The following is a 17,660-nucleotide window of genomic DNA, read 5'->3' as shown; positions in this document are numbered from 1 at the left end:
GAGAGCCCTTTATGATTTTCGTCTCGGGTTCTTAGAACTCGTGATCAGCCGTGTCTGGGTTAAGGCTATCAATGCCAATCACACCAGCAGCACGCTCAATCGCAGCCGTTTGAGACACTAGCGCAACAATTGTTTTGTTTACTAGTGCGTTACCCGAAGCGTTGTCAGCAGCAATTAGCTGATCGAAATGCTGGTTGTTTTTCTCTGCAGAAACAACAAGCTGGCCAACTTGTGCACGTGCTAAGTCAAACTGCTTTTGGATCTCTTTCGCAGCTTGCTCATCTTTTTGCTCTACTAGGTCAAACAGGCTAGGACCTGAAAGCAGAGTACCGTCTTCACGCTTGTATAGACCCGTATAAACGTTGTAGATACCTTGCTCGTTGTAGTAGTGAGAGTTGTGCGTGTTATCAGAGAAGCAATCGTGCTCATCTTCAGTAGAGTTAGCTTCTAAAGCCACTTTCATACGCTCACCAGCAAGCTCACCAAGAGACAGTGAACCCATGCCGAATAACATTTTACGTAGGCCGTTTTCGCTAGATTCAGAAAGCAGTTCTTGACGGTAGTTGCCTTTCTCGCCTTCAGCCCACTGTTTTTCCATCCACTCTAGATCTTGGATAAGTAGTTCAGCTGATGCTTTTAGGTATGCGCCACGACGGTCACAGTTGCCGTTAGTACACTCAGCACCAACAACGAAATCAGTGTAAGCACGCTCACCTGCACCGCTGTTTGTGCCGTTTAAATCTTGGCCCCAAAGTAGGAATTCAATCGCATGGTAACCAGATGCTACGTTTGCTTCAGAGCCACCGATCTCGTTGAGATCTGCAATTAGTTCTGGAGTAATGTTGGTTGCGTCTACCGTTGTCTGACCAATTTGGAACGTTTTGTTCGCAACGATGTTTGCGCTTGCGCCTTCGTTACCAAGCTCATATTGGTAATCAGAAGAAACGTAATCGATAAGGCCTTCATCTAGTGGCCATGCGTTTAATTGGCCTTCCCAATCATCAACAACAACGTTACCAAAGCGGAATACTTCAGACTGTTGGTAAGGTACGCGAGACTCAAGCCAAGCTTGTTTTACTTGTTCGAAGTTGCCAGCAGAAGGAGAAGCTAAGAAGGTATCAATAGAAGAGTTCAACGCTTTTGCTGTAATTACTGAATCTGCAAACACGGCATGAGCAATATCTGCGTAATGTTCTACAACTTGATCTTGAGTTACTGCTGCGAAAGAAGAAGCAGAGGCAAAAAGGAGTGACGAAGTTACGGCTTTTGTCACTAAAGATTTAATAGTCATGAAGCGTCCTTGTTGAGCTTTAAATTATTATTCGTAGTAATAGTGCAAACCATTATCATTTGCACTACGGATTGGAATAATACAAACTTACAATTTTATTGCAAGATAAATACAAAAAAACCTCACATATGTGAGGTCTTTAAACATTTTTATGTTAAGCGCAACAAAGAGGCTAATCAGATATCCAGATTATGCTTACCGTGTGAGACTTTTGCCTTCAGGTAGCTTTCATTACCCGACTTAACATGAGCAGAGGTGTTCACCACTTCTTCAATCTCAATACCAAAAGATTTCAGCTCATTAATTTTCTTGGGGTTGTTAGTGACTAGGCGAATTTTTGTGGTTCCTAAAGCACGAAGCATTTCTGCCGCTTCAGTAAAATCACGCAAATCATCACCGAAACCTAGATGGTTATTGGCTTCGTAAGTGTTCATACCTTCACTTTGCAGGCGGTATGCATCGATTTTATTGTATAAACCAATACCACGACCTTCTTGGCGTAAGTAAAGAATCACTCCACCCGTCTCACCCATAATTCTAATGGTTTCGTCTAGCTGCTCGCCACAGTCACAGCGAGAGGAATGGAAAACATCACCAGTCAGGCACTCAGAGTGCATACGAACAAGAGGTATGTCTTGTGTCTTGTCTGCTGATTTAAATATCACAGCAACATGCTCTTTATCTGTTTTCAATCCATGAAAAGACAGAAGTTCAGCATCAATACTGCTTGTTACCCCTACTTTGAAATCTATTCTGGCACGCACTTCCGCCATAGCTATACTCACTTGAAAATTCGATGTATTTAACAACACTACATTATATGTCTAGGCAATATTTTGTAGCTAACTATCTAATGATAGACACTATGAGGCTGTTAACAATTTTTTTCAAGGTCGACCATGCACTAATTGTTATATTATAACAATAATTTTTCAGGTAACAAAAAACCCCACATTGGAATGACCAACATGGGGTTATAAATTAATCAGTTGCGGCTAAGGCTACGATTTTTTACAGAACGATCAACTTGCTTGAGTTTGCTTCCAGATGACAAGCTGAACCCAAGCGTTCTCTAATTCGGTTAACTCTTCTTGAGTAAGCGTAGAAATGCTCGACTTTGCACTGTATTTTTCTGCCCATTTGTCAGATCGGACATGAGTATGGAACTCTTTCTTTAAATTTGAGATTACGTTATCCACAGATACATCCTTATATAACAGTGCTTAGCCTTTATAATCCTTTAATGTTACAAAATACAGGTCAATTGGTAAACAGTAATACATAATTTTTATGAGCTCTTTCTAACACTTTTTACTGATAGATATATAAATACGAGAAATAATACGCTCGGAAGTAGCCAAAGTAATAAGTTTGAAACACTCATTGCTGGTTTATAGAGCACAAATTCACCGAACCTTTCCGTCATATATTGAGTAATTTCATTATTACTCTTCCCTGCTTTCACCATATTGAATACAACGAGGCGTAAGTCTTTTGCAATTGGAGAGTTCGACTCAATCAGGTTTTGATTCTGACATTGCGGGCAACGTAGGGTTTTTGCCAATGTAATAGCGCGCTGCTGCTGTTCTGGGTTTTCAAACTCAAACAGTTCAACTTGAATACTCGTGTCCTTATTACTGGCTGTAAACAAGTCTTCCGCCAAAGTCGGAAAACTAATAACCATAAGCGTAGACAGCATAACGAGTGTTTGTATTAAAGACTTCACCATAGATTCACACCATCAAAATACATCGCAAGTTCTTCTTGCCATACAGATTCATTGACCACGCCCAGTAACTTCTTAATGATTTGGCCATCAGCGTCGACCAGATACGTTTCAGGGGTGCCAATTACGCCCAACTCTAACGCTAGCTTACCTTGAGGATCACTGATCACCGTTGAATACGGATTGCCGTCGTTCGATAGCACATTAATTGCTGCCGCAGAGTTATCTCGATAATTGAGCCCAACAATTGGAATGCCTTTGTCATGAAGTTTGAGCAAAAAAGCATGTTCGGTTTTGCAGATACCGCACCATGACGCCCATACATTGACCAGTTGGTAAGGATGTTGAGTGACATCAGCCAACGTAATTTCCTGTTTACTACTGATGCCTTCACTATTCGCTAACGCAGTAGATATGAATTCTGGAAATGCCCTTTTTTGCTCCGACACAATCGTCGATTGCTGTTTATTATTGAGCGCAAAGGCAAACCCCAACACCATAACTAATGCCAAGACAATTAACGTGATGAGCTTGTTACGAACGCTGGTATGCATACTGTGACGCCTTAACGGTTTTCTTTTTACGATGAGTTAATGAGAGTAAAGCGCCGAGAATGGAGAACAACCCACCAAACCAAATCCAGCGTGCATACGCCTTGTACTGAACACGGAATGCATAACCTGTTGAGTCTACTTTCTCTCCCATGGTGATATAAACATCGCCATGCCAGAACCACTTCATTGCGGGCTCACTCATGTTCATGACTCGAACTTGGTAGTGTCTTCTTTCCGGCGAAATAGGAAAGCTCTGCTCGCCAGACTCTAGATTGAGTATCGCCTTCTCTGCGGTAAAATTTGAAGCGACATACAGCTCAGTATCACGATGAGCAAGCGTCCAATCCATGAACTCGACTTCCGCTCCTGGGCTTAACTTATAACTGCGCTCAGACGAGTGGTAGCTATTCATGGCAGCACCTACCGCTAATACCGCAACCCCGACATGGGCAAAGGTCATCACCCAGACTTTGCGTTGGAACTTGGAACTGTGCGTTACTGCCAAGCCATAAACGTGAGTGAGTAAAACCCAAAATGCGAGTGACCATGTCATCAGAGCCATCACTTGAATCTTGTCTACTTGCAAAACGTAACAGGCGGACCCGAGACAAATAGATGCTAGAGCTATCAACATAATAACGCCTTTCGACGCTTGAGGCTTAATACTCAACAAAGGGGCTAAGCCTACGACGGCCAACGCAAGCAACGCCAAAGGTGCAATCAATAGATTAAAGTAAGGCGCACCTACCGATATGTTACCCAGTCCAAGCAGTTCAAATACCATTGGATAAAATGTGCCGAAAACGACCACGGCTGTTGCGAGAACAAAAATGAGTACCGCGACTAAACTCAAAAAGCTCTTACTGGCGAAGCTGGTAATAGGGCTTGATTCAAAAGACTCCCCTCTAACGATAAGCAGAGAAAATGAGCTCACCAGTACCAAAACCAATATAAGCAGCAGTGCGATACCTTTGGTTGGGTCCACAGCAAAAGCGTGTACCGATGTAAGTACGCCAGAACGAACAATAAAGGTGCCTAAGATACTCAAACAAAACGTAATAAAAGCAAGACTGAGAGACCATTTCAGTAGTTGTTGTTTGCCCTTTGCAACGCCTAGGCTGTGCAGCAAAGCGGTCGAAGTAAGCCACGGCAACAAGCTGGCATTTTCAACAGGATCCCAGAACCACCAGCCGCCCCAACCTAATTCGTAATAAGCCCACCACGAACCAAGAATGATCCCTGCGGTTAAAAAGATCCAAGCAACCAAACACCAACTGCGACAATGGGCAACCCAATCAAACTCAATTGGATCTACCAGTAAGGCTGCAACGGCAAACGCCAACACCACAGAAAAACCGACATAGCCAAGATAAAGTAATGGAGGGTGAAAAATCAGACCGACATCTTGCAGCATTGGGTTAAGGTCACGCCCTTCTAGCGGCAAAATCGAATTCATTTCAAATGGGTTTGATGCGAATAAGGTGAACCAAGCAAATATCGCGAGCAGTAGATTCATTACCCACAACACACGGCTTTGATATTCATTCGAATAGTGTTTTTGTAAGGCGATCACGCCAGACCAGACGCTGATCGTCAGCACCCAAAATAACAAGGAACCTTCATGGCCAGCCCATACGGCTGCGAGCTTAAAAAATGAGGGTAATTGAGTATTTGAGTGCTCAGCGACATAGAGAATAGAGAAGTCATCACTGACAAAAGCATAGCCAAGCAATGCGACAGAAGTGAGAGAAAGCAATGCACTTGAAAGAGAGAAACTGCGGATTAAACTTATATTTTGCGTCCGTTTGTTTAGCATTTGATAAAACGAATGCACACCAATAATGCTACTGAGTACAGCAACCAACACTAAACTAAACAGCCCCAAAGAACCGACCATATCACCTCAATAAGGCTCCGCTAGAGCAGAGCCGATCTGAACACGCATCTCATGTTTACTAAAAACATGTTCATTAATAAGCAGATGTTTATTATCCGACATCTGCTCACTAATAAACTTGCGCGAAATTAAGCTATCGTTAACTGCCCTGCATAAAGGACAAAAGTTCGCAGCATTAATACGCCCATTAGGCTTAGCGAAGTCACGGAGAAAATATACACCGAGCTATGGCGGATTGAGGTTGGTGTAACGGCATTCAGCAACAACGGTAAAACCATGCCGACACCGATGACGCCGTACCAGAACCAACTCGCCCAGAAACCACTGCCAATTGCGTTCCATACTGCTTGTTCACTTTGACCACCAGCGAAGACCAGCCCAGTAAAGAAAGTAATAAGAACAAACAACTCAAACATTACTACCGGGCGTTCAAATCCGTGGATCCATGAAATACTCGGGCTATGAGGTGATTCTTTAAAGACCAACACACCAAATAAAATACACGCCGCCGCACCCGAAGATAAACTCGAGAACAAGAACAAAATCGGCAGTACTGGGTTATTCAATAGTGGGAAGGTATTCAAAGCTGACAACAAGAATCCGGTATAAGCGGCAAGCATCAGAGCAAGAACAGCTAAGAAGATTTCCAAAGCATTTTCAAACACTTCTAATTTGCCAATCCAGTTACCTACGAAATCGAGTCGCCCTTTTAACCATGCTTGGTCGTTTAAGAATGTGACTATTTGATCTCGAAAGATAATGCCTATCCAAAGGAACAAGATCACCATATATACTTGAAATAAAATCACACCCATCGACATCACAGACGTTGGATTATAGAAGATCATGATCTTCCAAAATGATAACGGTTTTGTCAGGTGGAAGACCAAGATCAACAGACCTGAAATGATCCCAAATGGCGCAAGAAAAGCCGTGGCCTTTAGCACACCATTATGAGCAGGATCACCTTCAATGACCTTACGTTTTAGGTAAATGGAGATCATTACGGCACCTGCCGACATCCCCGCGAGAAATAGATAGATAGCTATAATCCAGTCCCATACCACGGTACCAGACTGAAAAGCTGTGTCCCATGCACTCATAATCAAATCTCCCCTTTTTGGTGTGGCACTTTGTAGAGTTTTGGCTGAGTGCCTAGATAAGCTTTATCCCTGTAAACCACTTCAGATTTAAGCACCTGGTTTATCTCACTCTTAGGGTCATTTAGATCGCCAAATACTAGTGCCTTGGTCGGGCAAGATTCGACACAAGCAGGCAACTTCCCTTGTGCAAGATTGGTATCACGACAGAAGTTACATTTATCAGCCGATTTGTTCTCTGGGTGGAAGAAACGCACTTGATACGGGCACGCTAACAAACAGTAACCACAACCGACACACTTCTCTTTATGCACATCAACAATGCCAGTTTTTTCATCTTTATAGGCCGCGCCTGTTGGGCATACCATCACACAAGGCGCGTTATCACAATGTTGGCAAGAGTTACGAGTAAAACGGTAATCAACATTCGGATATTCGCCTTGAGGCTCGCTCTTAATAATTTCTAAGCGCGATACACCTTCAGGCACTTTGTTCACTTCGCGGCACGCTTCTGTACAAGCAGTACAACCAATACAAGCGGTCTCGTCATGAATCATTCCATAACGCTTGGCACCATCTTCTTGAACATTAGCCAATGTTTTACGACTTGTTACTGCCGCCGTTCCTGCAACACCAGTGGTGAAGATAACGGCACCAGCGCCTGCTAAAAAGTTTCTTCTTGAGCAGCTCATAGATTACTCCTCTTCTTTCTTCTGGTTGAAGTCTGAATGGCAATCCACACACAGCTTGATGGTTTGCTTTTTATCTAAGCCCAACACCTTTGCTTCAGTCGCATGAACATCATGGCAGTTTGAACACGTTAAGTTTTGCGCGTGAACATCGTGGGTCCAACTCGCTTCGCGCAGATCATCCGGTTTGTGACAATCTATACATTGGCTATTGGCATCTAAAATTAAGCTAGGGTCTAGGAATACCTTTTCGGTTCCCGGTTGTGATTGAGCCGCGCGATACTTCACCACTTCAGGCGCACCTTCACGGTGATCGGGGCTAATAGAACTATGACAGTCGGTACAATTCACTTCACGACCAAGTAAAGCGTGTGCACTTTCACCATGTGAACCCAATACCGTTTCTTTTGAATCTTTATGGCATTGAACACACTTGTAGTCTTTGTCACGTATTAATTCGACTTCATGTCTTGTTGACTCTCCTACTTGCGTAACAGCAGGCTCAGCAACAGCATGAATGGAATAACCATAGAGGCAGAATGCTAGAAGGGATTTAAGCATTATGACTATGGCCAATTTAATATTGCCCATTTTATCCTTTCCTTATACCGGCATTATTTAACTCTCAACTAAATAATATTCCGGTTAAACAAAAGTACCCTTAAACGATATTATTATCGTTTAAATGATATCAATTCTTATTTTGGATAAGCCACAACGCTTTCTACAGTTAGAATATACCTCTAATTGGGTAATACGAAATTTGAATGGGTTAATCTGTGAAGACAATCACCCTATTTATATCATAGCCAATTCAGGTAATTGCTTGTTATATATGATAATAATTCTCAATTAATCTCTAACAAATGCAACCACCAATACCACTTTAGGGTTATATAAACTTCAACGTGATTGAAGTCACTACCATTAATTGATCTAAAACAAGCAATACTCAACACGTAACAAAATGTGTTTGTTTATGAATTAATATAAACAGGAATTCTCCAGTTCTTAATTTGAATAGCAAACTCACAACGCTTGGTATAAAAATCAGTATATTGGAGATATCACTGTGAAAAAGCATTGGATACGTAATTCGGTCACAGCACTATTAATGGTTAGCGCATCACTAGCAAGCGCGACCAGTTTTGCTGCGTCTGAACAAAAAGAAATTGGCGATCCTCGTAACGACCAGTTCGAGCAAAACCACCCAGATCAATATCATTCATGGAGACAGACTTCAGAAAGCGAAGCCATTGAAGATGCACTAAAAGAAGATCCAAATATGGTCATCCTATGGGCTGGCTATGGGTTTGCAAAAGATTACAACAAAGCCCGTGGGCACTTTTATGCCCTTGATGATGTACGACAAACACTTCGTACAGGTGGCCCAACTGACGAAAACTCTGGTCCAATGCCAATGGCATGTTGGAGCTGTAAGAGCCCTGATGTAGCACGTGTTATCGAAGAGCGTGGCGAAGATGGTTACTTCGAAGGTAAATGGGCGCGTCTTGGTAGTGAAATCACTAACCCTATTGGCTGTGCCGACTGTCATGACACACAAAGTGAAGGCTTTAAAAACGGTGAGCCTGCGCTGAAAGTGACTCGTCCTTATGTAGAGCGTGCATTCGAAGCGATTGGTAAGAAGTTTGAAGACCAAGGTCGTTTAGATCAACAAGCTTCCGTTTGTGCTCAATGTCACGTGGAATACTACTTCACAGGGCCAACAAAAGGCGTGAAGTTCCCTTGGGATAAAGGGACTCGTGTTGAACAAATGGAAGAGTATTACGATGACATTGGCTTTAAAGATTGGACGCACAAAGTATCTAAAGCTCCAATGCTAAAAGCACAGCACCCTGGCTATGAAACATGGCGTGAAGGTATTCACGGCAAAAACAAAGTGGCTTGTGTTGATTGTCATATGCCGAAAGTGACCAAAGAAGACGGCACCGTTTATACCGACCATAAAGTGGGTAACCCATTCGACCGCTTCGAAGATACGTGTGCAAACTGTCATACTCAGTCTAAAGAAACTATGCGTAACATCGTTTCAAGCCGTAAAGCGCAAGTGCTAAACATGAAGCTGACCGCTGAGAAACAAATCGTTGCCGCTCACTTTGAAGCCGGCGCGGCATGGGAAGCAGGTGCGACAGAGCAAGAGATGGAGCCTATCCTACTGGATATCCGTCACGCTCAATGGCGTTGGGACTACGCTATTGCGTCTCACGGCGTTCATATGCATGCACCTGAAATCGCTCTAGAAGTGCTAGGTACTGCCGTTGACCGCGCAGCAGATGCTCGTACCAAGATTGTTCGTCTACTGGCGAAGAAAGGCATCACTGATCCAATCGAGATTCCAGACATCTCGACAAAAGAAGCGGCTCAAAAAGCGCTTGGAATGGACATGGATAAGATGAATGCTGAGAAACAACACTTCTTAGACACGGTTGTTCCTAAGTGGGAAGAGCAAGCTGAAAAACGTGAAGCCAACTACGAATACTAGTTTCTTCAATTAGACCATTACGTAAAAACCAGTCACACTAATATTGTGTGGCTGGTTTTTTTAGATTTTGGGGCAATACACATCCATATCTCCTCCCCCATCCACTCGCCAATTCAAGGAATAAACAATGAAGACCTTACTTTCACTTTCAGCATTATGTATCACACTACTCAGTTCAGGTGTTCACGCCTCTGAGCGTGCTGAGACAGGGTGGGAATTAATAGAGAAAGGCGCATTATTGGTTGATGTCAGAACACCTGCAGAGTTCAAACAGGAGCATCTGGACAACGCCATCAACTACCCTCTTTCTGAAGTCGCTACTCACTTCGCTAAGATAGATAAAGATCAACCGATCGTTTTGTATTGCCGCAGTGGTAACCGTTCAGGACAAGCCTATCAATTCTTACGAGCTCAAGGGTTTACTCAAATCCATAACGCTGGTGGGTTAATCGAAATGCAAGAAAGCCAATAACTTGAGAGATTAATGGCTTTAGAGGCTAATCGCTTCAAAGGTAAGTCGTTTCAAAAGCAAATCGCTTCAAAGACAAATAGCTTCAAAAGCTAATCAGGAAGAACAGCCTATTAACCAATCCTAGCGGATCATCTGTTTGGCTTGGTTGATCGAATGAATAATCGAAACACGATCAATCCCTTTTTGATTGGAATCGAGGATTTGAGTCCAGGCATCAATCGCTTGTTGATAGCGCATGCTGATGAAGTGATCGGTCGCAATCAGCATCAATGCCGTACGATCGTTGGGATCAAGCTGTATTGAGTGATCCAACAACGCATTCACGTCATCGCTCATCGCTTGGGAGCTAAGATAGTAAAGTGCGGTTGCTTTGGCAGCATAAAGGCCCGATGGTGCTTGAGGATCTAATCGAATCGCGTAGTCATAACAAGTATACGCTGCATCAAACTCCCCTTTCTGCATATACACACCACCAAGCTTAAACCACAAGTCAGATTGATTCGGGTCTTGTTTGAGGCTTTGTTGAAGCTCACCTTCGAAATCTGTTGCCGTGTAACTATTGCTCTCATCTAAAGGAAGTTGAGGTGTCTCCTGTTTCAGTTGAGACCAAACAAGCACACTCAGAGCCACTGCAGTAAGGGAAATCACCACATTGCCTTTTAGATGACTGCCATTGTTGCTCGCGGCAATAACGACCACGATCAAAAACAGGCTCATTAGTACTAACGCAACCAACAACCAGATGTCCATTCCACACTCCTTTATCAACCCTTTAAGTTTACCACTTTCCCAGTCAGGCAATATTGATCGAGACTTAGCTATTAGGATTTACGCGATCAGAATAAACGAGCAGACAATAAAAAACCGAGCACTTAGGCTCGGTTTTTTCAATGGTAAGCTTAATTACTTAACGTAATCGAGATTACTCAGTATCTTGCTCGTTATCACTTTCAGAGTCAGAAGCATCTGATGCTTGCTCTTCACTTGATTCAGAAACTTCAGTGTTGATAGTTTCAGCATTTGCTTCTTCAGCTTCGCCTTCTACAATCTCAGCTTCTTCTACTTCGTCGATACGTTGTAGACCTACAACATTCTCGTCATCAGCAGTACGAATCAGTGTTACACCTTGAGTGTTACGACCAACTTGGCTTACTTCCGCTACGCGAGTACGTACTAGTGTACCTGCGTCGGTGATCATCATCATCTCATCGCCTTCTTCAACTTGAACAGCGCCAACAACTGGGCCATTACGTTCAGAGACTTTGATAGATACTACACCTTGCGTTGCACGGCCTTTCGTTGGGTACTCTGCTAGCTCAGTACGTTTACCGTAACCGTTTTGAGTCACAGTTAGGATATCGCCTTCGTTAGAAGGAACAATCAGTGAAACCACTTGATCGTCTTCTGGAAGCTTCATACCACGAACACCAGAGGCAGTACGGCCCATTGCACGTACTTTGTCCTCGTTAAAGCGAACAACTTTGCCCGATTTAGAGAACAGCATGATGTCGCTATCACCGTTAGTGATATCAACGCCAATCAGTGAATCGTCGTCACGTAGGTTAACTGCGATTAGGCCGTTAGCACGTACGTTTGCGAATTGATCCAGTGATGTCTTCTTAACTGTACCGTCACCCGTAGCCATGAAGATGAATTTCTCGTTAGAGAACTCAGAAACAGGCAGGATAGCCGTAATACGTTCACCTTCTTCTAGAGGAAGAATGTTAACGATAGGCTTACCACGAGCAGTACGACTTGCTAATGGTAGTTGGTAAACTTTCAGACGGTATGTCTTACCACGAGTAGAGAAACATAGGATGTTATCGTGAGTATTAGCAACAAGCAGACGCTCAATGTAATCCTCATCTTTCATCTTAGTTGCACTCTTACCTTTACCACCACGACGTTGAGATTCGTAGTCGCTTAGGATTTGGTACTTAACGTAACCTGCGTTAGAAAGCGTTACTACAACGTCTTCTTGAGCAATCAGCTCTTCCATGTCGATGTCATGAACTGCCGCTGTGATTTCTGTACGACGCTCGTCGCCATAGATTTCACGTACCGCTTCAAGTTCTTCACGGATAACTTCCATCAAACGCTCAGTGCTTGCAAGAATGTGCATTAGCTCAGCGATTTCTTCTAGAAGTGCTTTGTACTCGTCTAGAATCTTCTCATGCTCAAGGCCTGTTAGGCGGTGAAGACGAAGTTCTAGAATAGCTTGTGCTTGCGTTTCCGTTAGGAAATATTGGCCATCACGGATACCGTATTGGTCTTCCAACCAATCAGGACGAGCTGCATCAGTACCAGCGCGCTCAAGCATTGAAGCAACGTTACCAAGATCCCAACCGCGTGCAACTAGGCCAGCTTTTGCTTCAGCTGGTGTTGGAGCGTTACGGATAAGCTCAATGATTTCGTCGATGTTAGCAAGAGCTAGAGACAACGCTTCAAGGATGTGTGCACGATCGCGCGCTTTCTTCAGTTCGAAGATAGTACGACGTGTAACAACTTCGCGACGGTGGTCTACGAAGCACTTAAGCATGTCTTTGATGTTGAACAACTGAGGTTGACCGTTATTCAACGCAACCATGTTGATACCGAAAGTCGTTTGCAGTTGAGTTTGAGCGTATAGGTTGTTTAGAACCACTTCGCCTACTGCATCACGCTTACATTCAATAACAATACGCATACCATCTTTATCAGATTCGTCACGCAGTGCACTGATGCCTTCTACTTTCTTATCTTTAACCAGTTCAGCAATCTTCTCGATCAAACGAGCTTTGTTTACTTGGTAAGGGATCTCAGTAACGATAATGGTTTCTTTACCATTCTTCTCTACTTCGATATCCGCTTTTGAACGCATGTAAACCTTACCGCGGCCAGTCTTATAAGCATCAACGATGCCTTTACGACCACTGATAAGTGCTGCTGTTGGGAAGTCAGGACCAGGAATGTAGTCCATTAGCTCATCAATAGTGATCTCTTCATTATTGATGTAAGCCAAACAGCCATCAACAACTTCACCAAGGTTATGTGGTGGAATGTTGGTAGCCATACCTACTGCGATACCAGAAGCACCGTTTACCAATAGGTTAGGAATTTTTGTAGGAAGTACTGCTGGAATTTGTTCTGTACCATCGTAGTTCGGTACGTAATCCACAGTTTCCTTATCAAGGTCAGCCAGTAGCTCGTGCGCAATTTTCGCCATACGAACTTCGGTATAACGCATTGCAGCCGCGGAGTCGCCATCGATAGAACCAAAGTTACCTTGGCCATCAACTAGCATGTAACGCAGCGAGAACGGTTGAGCCATACGAACAATTGTATCGTATACAGCGCTATCACCATGCGGGTGATATTTACCGATTACATCGCCTACTACACGAGCAGACTTTTTATATGGTTTGTTCCAATCATTACCTAATACATTCATCGCGAACAAAACGCGGCGGTGTACTGGTTTTAGGCCATCACGCACATCTGGAAGGGCACGACCAACGATGACGGACATCGCGTAGTCTAGGTATGAACCTCTAAGCTCATCTTCAATATTTACGGGCGTGATCTCTTTCGCTAGATCGCTCATAGAGCCATTTTCCCTCTATAGTCAGATCGTATTTTTGAATACGTATAAGACCGAAAAATATAACACAAATTTACCTACGGAGGCATCACTTTCCCTCTCCTTTTACCATCTTGTGACCCTTGTAGCCAATCAATTGATGAGAAATTGCACCTCCGCATCATATCTTGCTGAAACATGGTCACTTTACATCCAATAAACTAGCAAAATTGTAGATCTTCTGGTCAGCGCGAAAAGGCAAGTTATAATGCCTGCAATTTCATGGATGCATTATTTAACTTGGAAATGCCGATTATGACTAAATCACAGAACGTAGACCCAGCAGAAATCAAGAAATTCGAAGACATGGCGTCACGCTGGTGGGATCTAGAAGGCGAATTTAAGCCGCTACATCAAATCAACCCACTGCGCCTAAACTACGTGTTAGAGAAGACTGAAGGCCTGTTTGGCAAGAAAGTCCTCGATGTTGGCTGCGGCGGCGGTATTTTAGCGGAAAGCATGGCTGTTGAAGGTGCAGTCGTGACTGGTCTAGACATGGGTAAAGAGCCGCTTGAAGTAGCACGCCTTCATGCACTGGAAACTGGCACAAAGCTCGATTACATCCAGAGCACTATCGAAGACCACGCAGAGCAGAACCCACACACTTACGATGTGGTAACGTGCATGGAAATGCTTGAACACGTTCCTGACCCACAATCTGTTATCACTGCCTGTTCGAAATTAGTGAAACCGGGCGGCCATGTATTCTTCTCTACATTGAACCGTAATTTCAAATCTTACTTGTTTGCGATTGTCGGTGCAGAGAAGCTATTGAAGATTGTTCCAGAAGGCACTCATGAGCACGAGAAGTTCATTCGCCCTGCTGAACTTATCAAGATGGTTGATAACACTCCGCTGCAAGAGTTAGGGATTACGGGACTGCACTATAACCCTCTTACGGACACTTACCGTTTAGGCCAAAAAGTCGATGTGAACTACATCGTTCACACACAAAACTTTGGCTAAAAAATATCGGTAGGTCTACCGTAAAACCTTTTGTGAAAAAGACGAATGAAAAGAGTTGCAATTACCATAACTTTGCGACTTTTTTCAGTCTAAATTTCGTGCGCCAGCTTCCATTTTGACCACCTCGATTTAAATTTAATCGCCCAAAATCCATCGCCCATTTTGCTCAAAGATCAAGGGATTTTTTTTTATTGGCGAGCAAAATTAAAGCATCATCAAAAGCCGACTTTTATACAATCAAGTCACATCTAACCTCATCAGTTAGTGGTCACTTACAGTTTTTTTTCAATCCACCACTTATCCACAAGCAACCCCATTTCTTTACCTTGAAAAATATCAGTTGTAGCACTATCTTGTAACCCAACAAACAAATGACCCCTATATGTTGTGTTTGAACTACAATATATGGGTAGACCAAGATCACAAAGCCGAAACGTAATTTACAAAAATTACACAGAAATACACAAAAACACGGCCTTGTTCAGTTTTGTTAGGGAAATTAAGCAGAATGAACCAACAACTTACTGTTACCAAGCGTAACGGGCGCAAAGAAACGATCGATCTAGAGAAGATCCATCGCGTGATTACATGGGCAGCTGAAGGCTTGCACAATGTTTCTGTATCACAAGTAGAATTGAAAGCTCACATTCAGTTTTACGATGGCATCACCACTACTGACATTCATGAAACTATCATCAAGTCAGCAGCGGATTTAATCTCTGAAGAGACTCCTGATTACCAATATCTAGCAGCACGTCTGTCTGTATTCCACCTACGTAAAAAAGCGTACGGCGAATACGAGCCGCCAGCACTATATGACCACGTTGCAAAACTGGTTGATATGGGTAAATACGATAGCCACCTTATGGAAGACTACACGAAAGCTGAATTCGAAGAGCTTGACGAGTACATCGACCACAAACGTGACTTAGACTTCTCTTACGCAGCGGTTAAGCAGCTCGAAGGTAAATACTTCGTTCAAAACCGTGTAACGAAAGAAATCTACGAGAGTGCTCAGTTCCTTTACATTTTAGTTGCTGCGTGTTTATTCGCTAAATACCCGAAATCGACTCGTCTTGACTACATCAAACGTTTTTACGACGCATCGTCTACGTTTAAGATTTCTCTACCTACACCGATCATGTCTGGTGTACGTACGCCTACTCGTCAATTCAGTTCTTGTGTACTGATCGAGTGTGGTGACAGCCTTGATTCAATCAACGCAACAGCAAGCTCAATTGTTCGTTACGTATCTCAACGTGCTGGTATTGGTATCAACGCAGGTCGTATCCGTGCGCTTGGTTCTGAAATCCGTAATGGTGAGGCGTTCCACACTGGCTGTATCCCTTTCTACAAATACTTCCAAACAGCAGTAAAATGTTGTTCTCAAGGTGGTGTTCGTGGTGGCGCAGCAACAGTGTTCTACCCATTGTGGCACGGTGAAGTTCAGTCTCTATTAGTACTGAAAAACAACCGCGGTGTTGAAGAGAACCGTGTTCGTCACATGGATTACGGCGTACAGCTGAACAAGCTTATGTACTCTCGCCTAGTTCAAGGTGGCAACATCAGCCTGTTCTCACCTTCTGACGTACCTGGCCTTTACGATGCGTTCTTCGAAAACCAAGACCGTTTTGAAGAGCTATACGTTAAGTACGAAAACGATCCTTCAGTGAAGCGTGAAACAGTAAAAGCGGTTGAGCTTTTCTCTCTGCTAATGCAAGAGCGTGCTTCTACTGGTCGTATATACATTCAGAACGTTGACCACTGTAATACACACAGCCCATTTGATTCTGAAGTAGCCCCTGTTCGTCAATCGAACCTATGTCTAGAAATCGCGCTTCCTACTAAGCCACTTTCTAACGTAGAAGATGACGAAGGCGAAATCGCACTATGTACACTTTCAGCGTTCAACCTTGGCGCAATCAATGAACTAGACGACTTAGCTGAGCTTTCTGAGCTGGTTGTTCGTGCTCTAGATGCACTTCTTGATTACCAAGACTACCCGCTTCCAGCAGCATACAAGTCGACAATGAACCGTCGTACTTTAGGTGTGGGTGTAATCAACTACGCATACTACCTAGCGAAGAATGGTGTTAAGTACTCTGATGGCAGCGCGAATGGCCTGACTCACCGTACTTTTGAAGCAATTCAATATCACTTGCTAAAAGCGTCTGTTGAACTAGCGAAAGAGCAAGGTCGTTGCCCATCTTTCCACGAGACCAACTACGCGAAAGGCCTACTGCCAATCGATACTTACAAAAAAGATATCGACTTAGTATGTGAAGAGCCACTGCACTACGATTGGGATACTCTACGTGAAGAGATCATGGAGCACGGTCTGCGTAACTCTACGCTAACTGCGCTGATGCCTTCTGAGACATCGTCTCAAATCTCGAATGCGACTAACGGTATCGAGCCACCACGTGGTTACGTATCAGTCAAAGCATCGAAAGACGGCATCCTTAAGCAAGTTGTTCCAGATTTCCTAAACCTTAAAGAGAACTACGAGCTACTTTGGAACATTGGTTCTAACGACGGTTACTTACACCTAGTGGGTATCATGCAAAAATTCGTTGACCAAGCTATCTCTGCAAACACTAACTATGATCCAAGTGTTTACGACAGCGGTAAAGTACCAATGAAGAAGCTGCTTCAAGACCTACTAACAGCGTACAAGTACGGTGTGAAGACGCTTTACTACCATAACACTCGTGATGGTGCTAAAGACGACCAAGGCGATGCAGTTCAAGTGCCGGAAGAAGATTGTGAAGGCGGCGGTTGTAAGATCTAAACCGCAATAAACATTAAGACCCCAGAGAAGAGTTATCTTCTCTGGGTTTAAA

Annotated in this window: 15 protein-coding genes; 4 read left to right on the top strand and 11 right to left on the bottom strand. The window is 43.5% G+C overall.

What is annotated here, in order from left to right; all coding sequences use genetic code 11:
* Positions 1-31: 31 nt before the first annotated feature.
* The 9 genes from QQ041_RS11240 to nrfB form a co-directional block, all read right to left on the bottom strand.
* Positions 32-1,291: an imelysin family protein gene (locus tag QQ041_RS11240; protein WP_285953956.1), complete on the bottom strand. Its 1,260-nt coding sequence runs from the start codon at positions 1,289-1,291 to the stop codon at positions 32-34.
* Between the two features lie 176 nt (positions 1,292-1,467).
* Positions 1,468-2,064: a GTP cyclohydrolase II gene (gene ribA / locus QQ041_RS11235; protein ID WP_004733379.1), complete on the bottom strand. Its 597-nt coding sequence runs from the start codon at positions 2,062-2,064 to the stop codon at positions 1,468-1,470.
* Between the two features lie 249 nt (positions 2,065-2,313).
* On the bottom strand, positions 2,314-2,490 hold the full coding sequence (locus QQ041_RS11230; protein WP_285953955.1) for a hypothetical protein: 177 nt from the start codon (positions 2,488-2,490) through the stop codon (positions 2,314-2,316).
* An 89-nt stretch (positions 2,491-2,579) separates the two neighbouring features.
* Entirely contained in the window at positions 2,580-3,020 is a 441-nt protein-coding gene (gene nrfF / locus QQ041_RS11225) for a heme lyase NrfEFG subunit NrfF (RefSeq protein ID WP_285953954.1), read from the bottom strand.
* On the bottom strand, positions 3,014-3,571 hold the full coding sequence (locus QQ041_RS11220) for a DsbE family thiol:disulfide interchange protein (protein ID WP_285953953.1): 558 nt from the start codon (positions 3,569-3,571) through the stop codon (positions 3,014-3,016). Before QQ041_RS11220 ends, nrfF begins: the two co-directional genes overlap by 7 nt.
* Positions 3,552-5,468 carry a heme lyase CcmF/NrfE family subunit gene (locus QQ041_RS11215; RefSeq protein WP_285953952.1) on the bottom strand — a complete coding sequence of 639 codons (1,917 nt, stop codon included), beginning with the start codon at positions 5,466-5,468 and terminating at the stop codon, positions 3,552-3,554. The genes QQ041_RS11220 and QQ041_RS11215 overlap by 20 nt, the downstream gene beginning before the upstream one ends.
* 128 nt (positions 5,469-5,596) lie before the next feature.
* Positions 5,597-6,571 carry a cytochrome c nitrite reductase subunit NrfD gene (nrfD, locus tag QQ041_RS11210; RefSeq protein WP_146489872.1) on the bottom strand — a complete coding sequence of 325 codons (975 nt, stop codon included), beginning with the start codon at positions 6,569-6,571 and terminating at the stop codon, positions 5,597-5,599.
* Between the two features lie 2 nt (positions 6,572-6,573).
* On the bottom strand, positions 6,574-7,260 hold the full coding sequence (nrfC, locus tag QQ041_RS11205; protein WP_060982429.1) for a cytochrome c nitrite reductase Fe-S protein: 687 nt from the start codon (positions 7,258-7,260) through the stop codon (positions 6,574-6,576).
* A gap of 3 nt (positions 7,261-7,263) precedes the next feature.
* Positions 7,264-7,848 carry a cytochrome c nitrite reductase pentaheme subunit gene (gene nrfB / locus QQ041_RS11200; protein ID WP_146489871.1) on the bottom strand — a complete coding sequence of 195 codons (585 nt, stop codon included), beginning with the start codon at positions 7,846-7,848 and terminating at the stop codon, positions 7,264-7,266.
* A gap of 481 nt (positions 7,849-8,329) precedes the next feature.
* Here nrfB and nrfA point away from each other — a divergent pair, with 481 nt between their 5' ends.
* Positions 8,330-9,760, top strand: coding sequence for an ammonia-forming nitrite reductase cytochrome c552 subunit (gene nrfA / locus QQ041_RS11195; RefSeq protein WP_179946910.1), 1,431 nt, complete (start codon positions 8,330-8,332; stop codon positions 9,758-9,760).
* A 127-nt stretch (positions 9,761-9,887) separates the two neighbouring features.
* Positions 9,888-10,232, top strand: coding sequence for a rhodanese-like domain-containing protein (locus QQ041_RS11190; RefSeq protein ID WP_285953951.1), 345 nt, complete (start codon positions 9,888-9,890; stop codon positions 10,230-10,232).
* A gap of 120 nt (positions 10,233-10,352) precedes the next feature.
* Here the strand turns inward: QQ041_RS11190 and QQ041_RS11185 are convergent, their stop codons facing one another.
* A complete protein-coding gene (locus QQ041_RS11185; RefSeq protein WP_146489869.1) occupies positions 10,353-10,982 on the bottom strand; it encodes a tetratricopeptide repeat protein in 630 nt (209 codons plus the stop codon).
* Positions 10,983-11,154: 172 nt separating this feature from the next.
* Positions 11,155-13,815: a DNA topoisomerase (ATP-hydrolyzing) subunit A gene (gene gyrA, locus QQ041_RS11180; protein WP_060982425.1), complete on the bottom strand. Its 2,661-nt coding sequence runs from the start codon at positions 13,813-13,815 to the stop codon at positions 11,155-11,157.
* Positions 13,816-14,073: 258 nt separating this feature from the next.
* Between gyrA and ubiG the strand changes: the two genes are divergently transcribed.
* Entirely contained in the window at positions 14,074-14,817 is a 744-nt protein-coding gene (gene ubiG / locus QQ041_RS11175; RefSeq protein ID WP_186728010.1) for a bifunctional 2-polyprenyl-6-hydroxyphenol methylase/3-demethylubiquinol 3-O-methyltransferase UbiG, read from the top strand.
* 508 nt (positions 14,818-15,325) lie between these two features.
* Positions 15,326-17,608, top strand: coding sequence for a class 1a ribonucleoside-diphosphate reductase subunit alpha (nrdA, locus tag QQ041_RS11170; protein WP_146489867.1), 2,283 nt, complete (start codon positions 15,326-15,328; stop codon positions 17,606-17,608).
* Positions 17,609-17,660: the final 52 nt, after the last annotated feature.

It is taken from the genome of Vibrio sp. TMPB1044 (assembly GCF_030442075.1).
In the GTDB taxonomy this organism is placed as follows: Bacteria; Pseudomonadota; Gammaproteobacteria; order Enterobacterales; family Vibrionaceae; genus Vibrio; species Vibrio satsumensis.
Note: the sequence above shows the minus strand (reverse complement) of the source record. Positions and strands in the feature narration are given on the sequence as shown.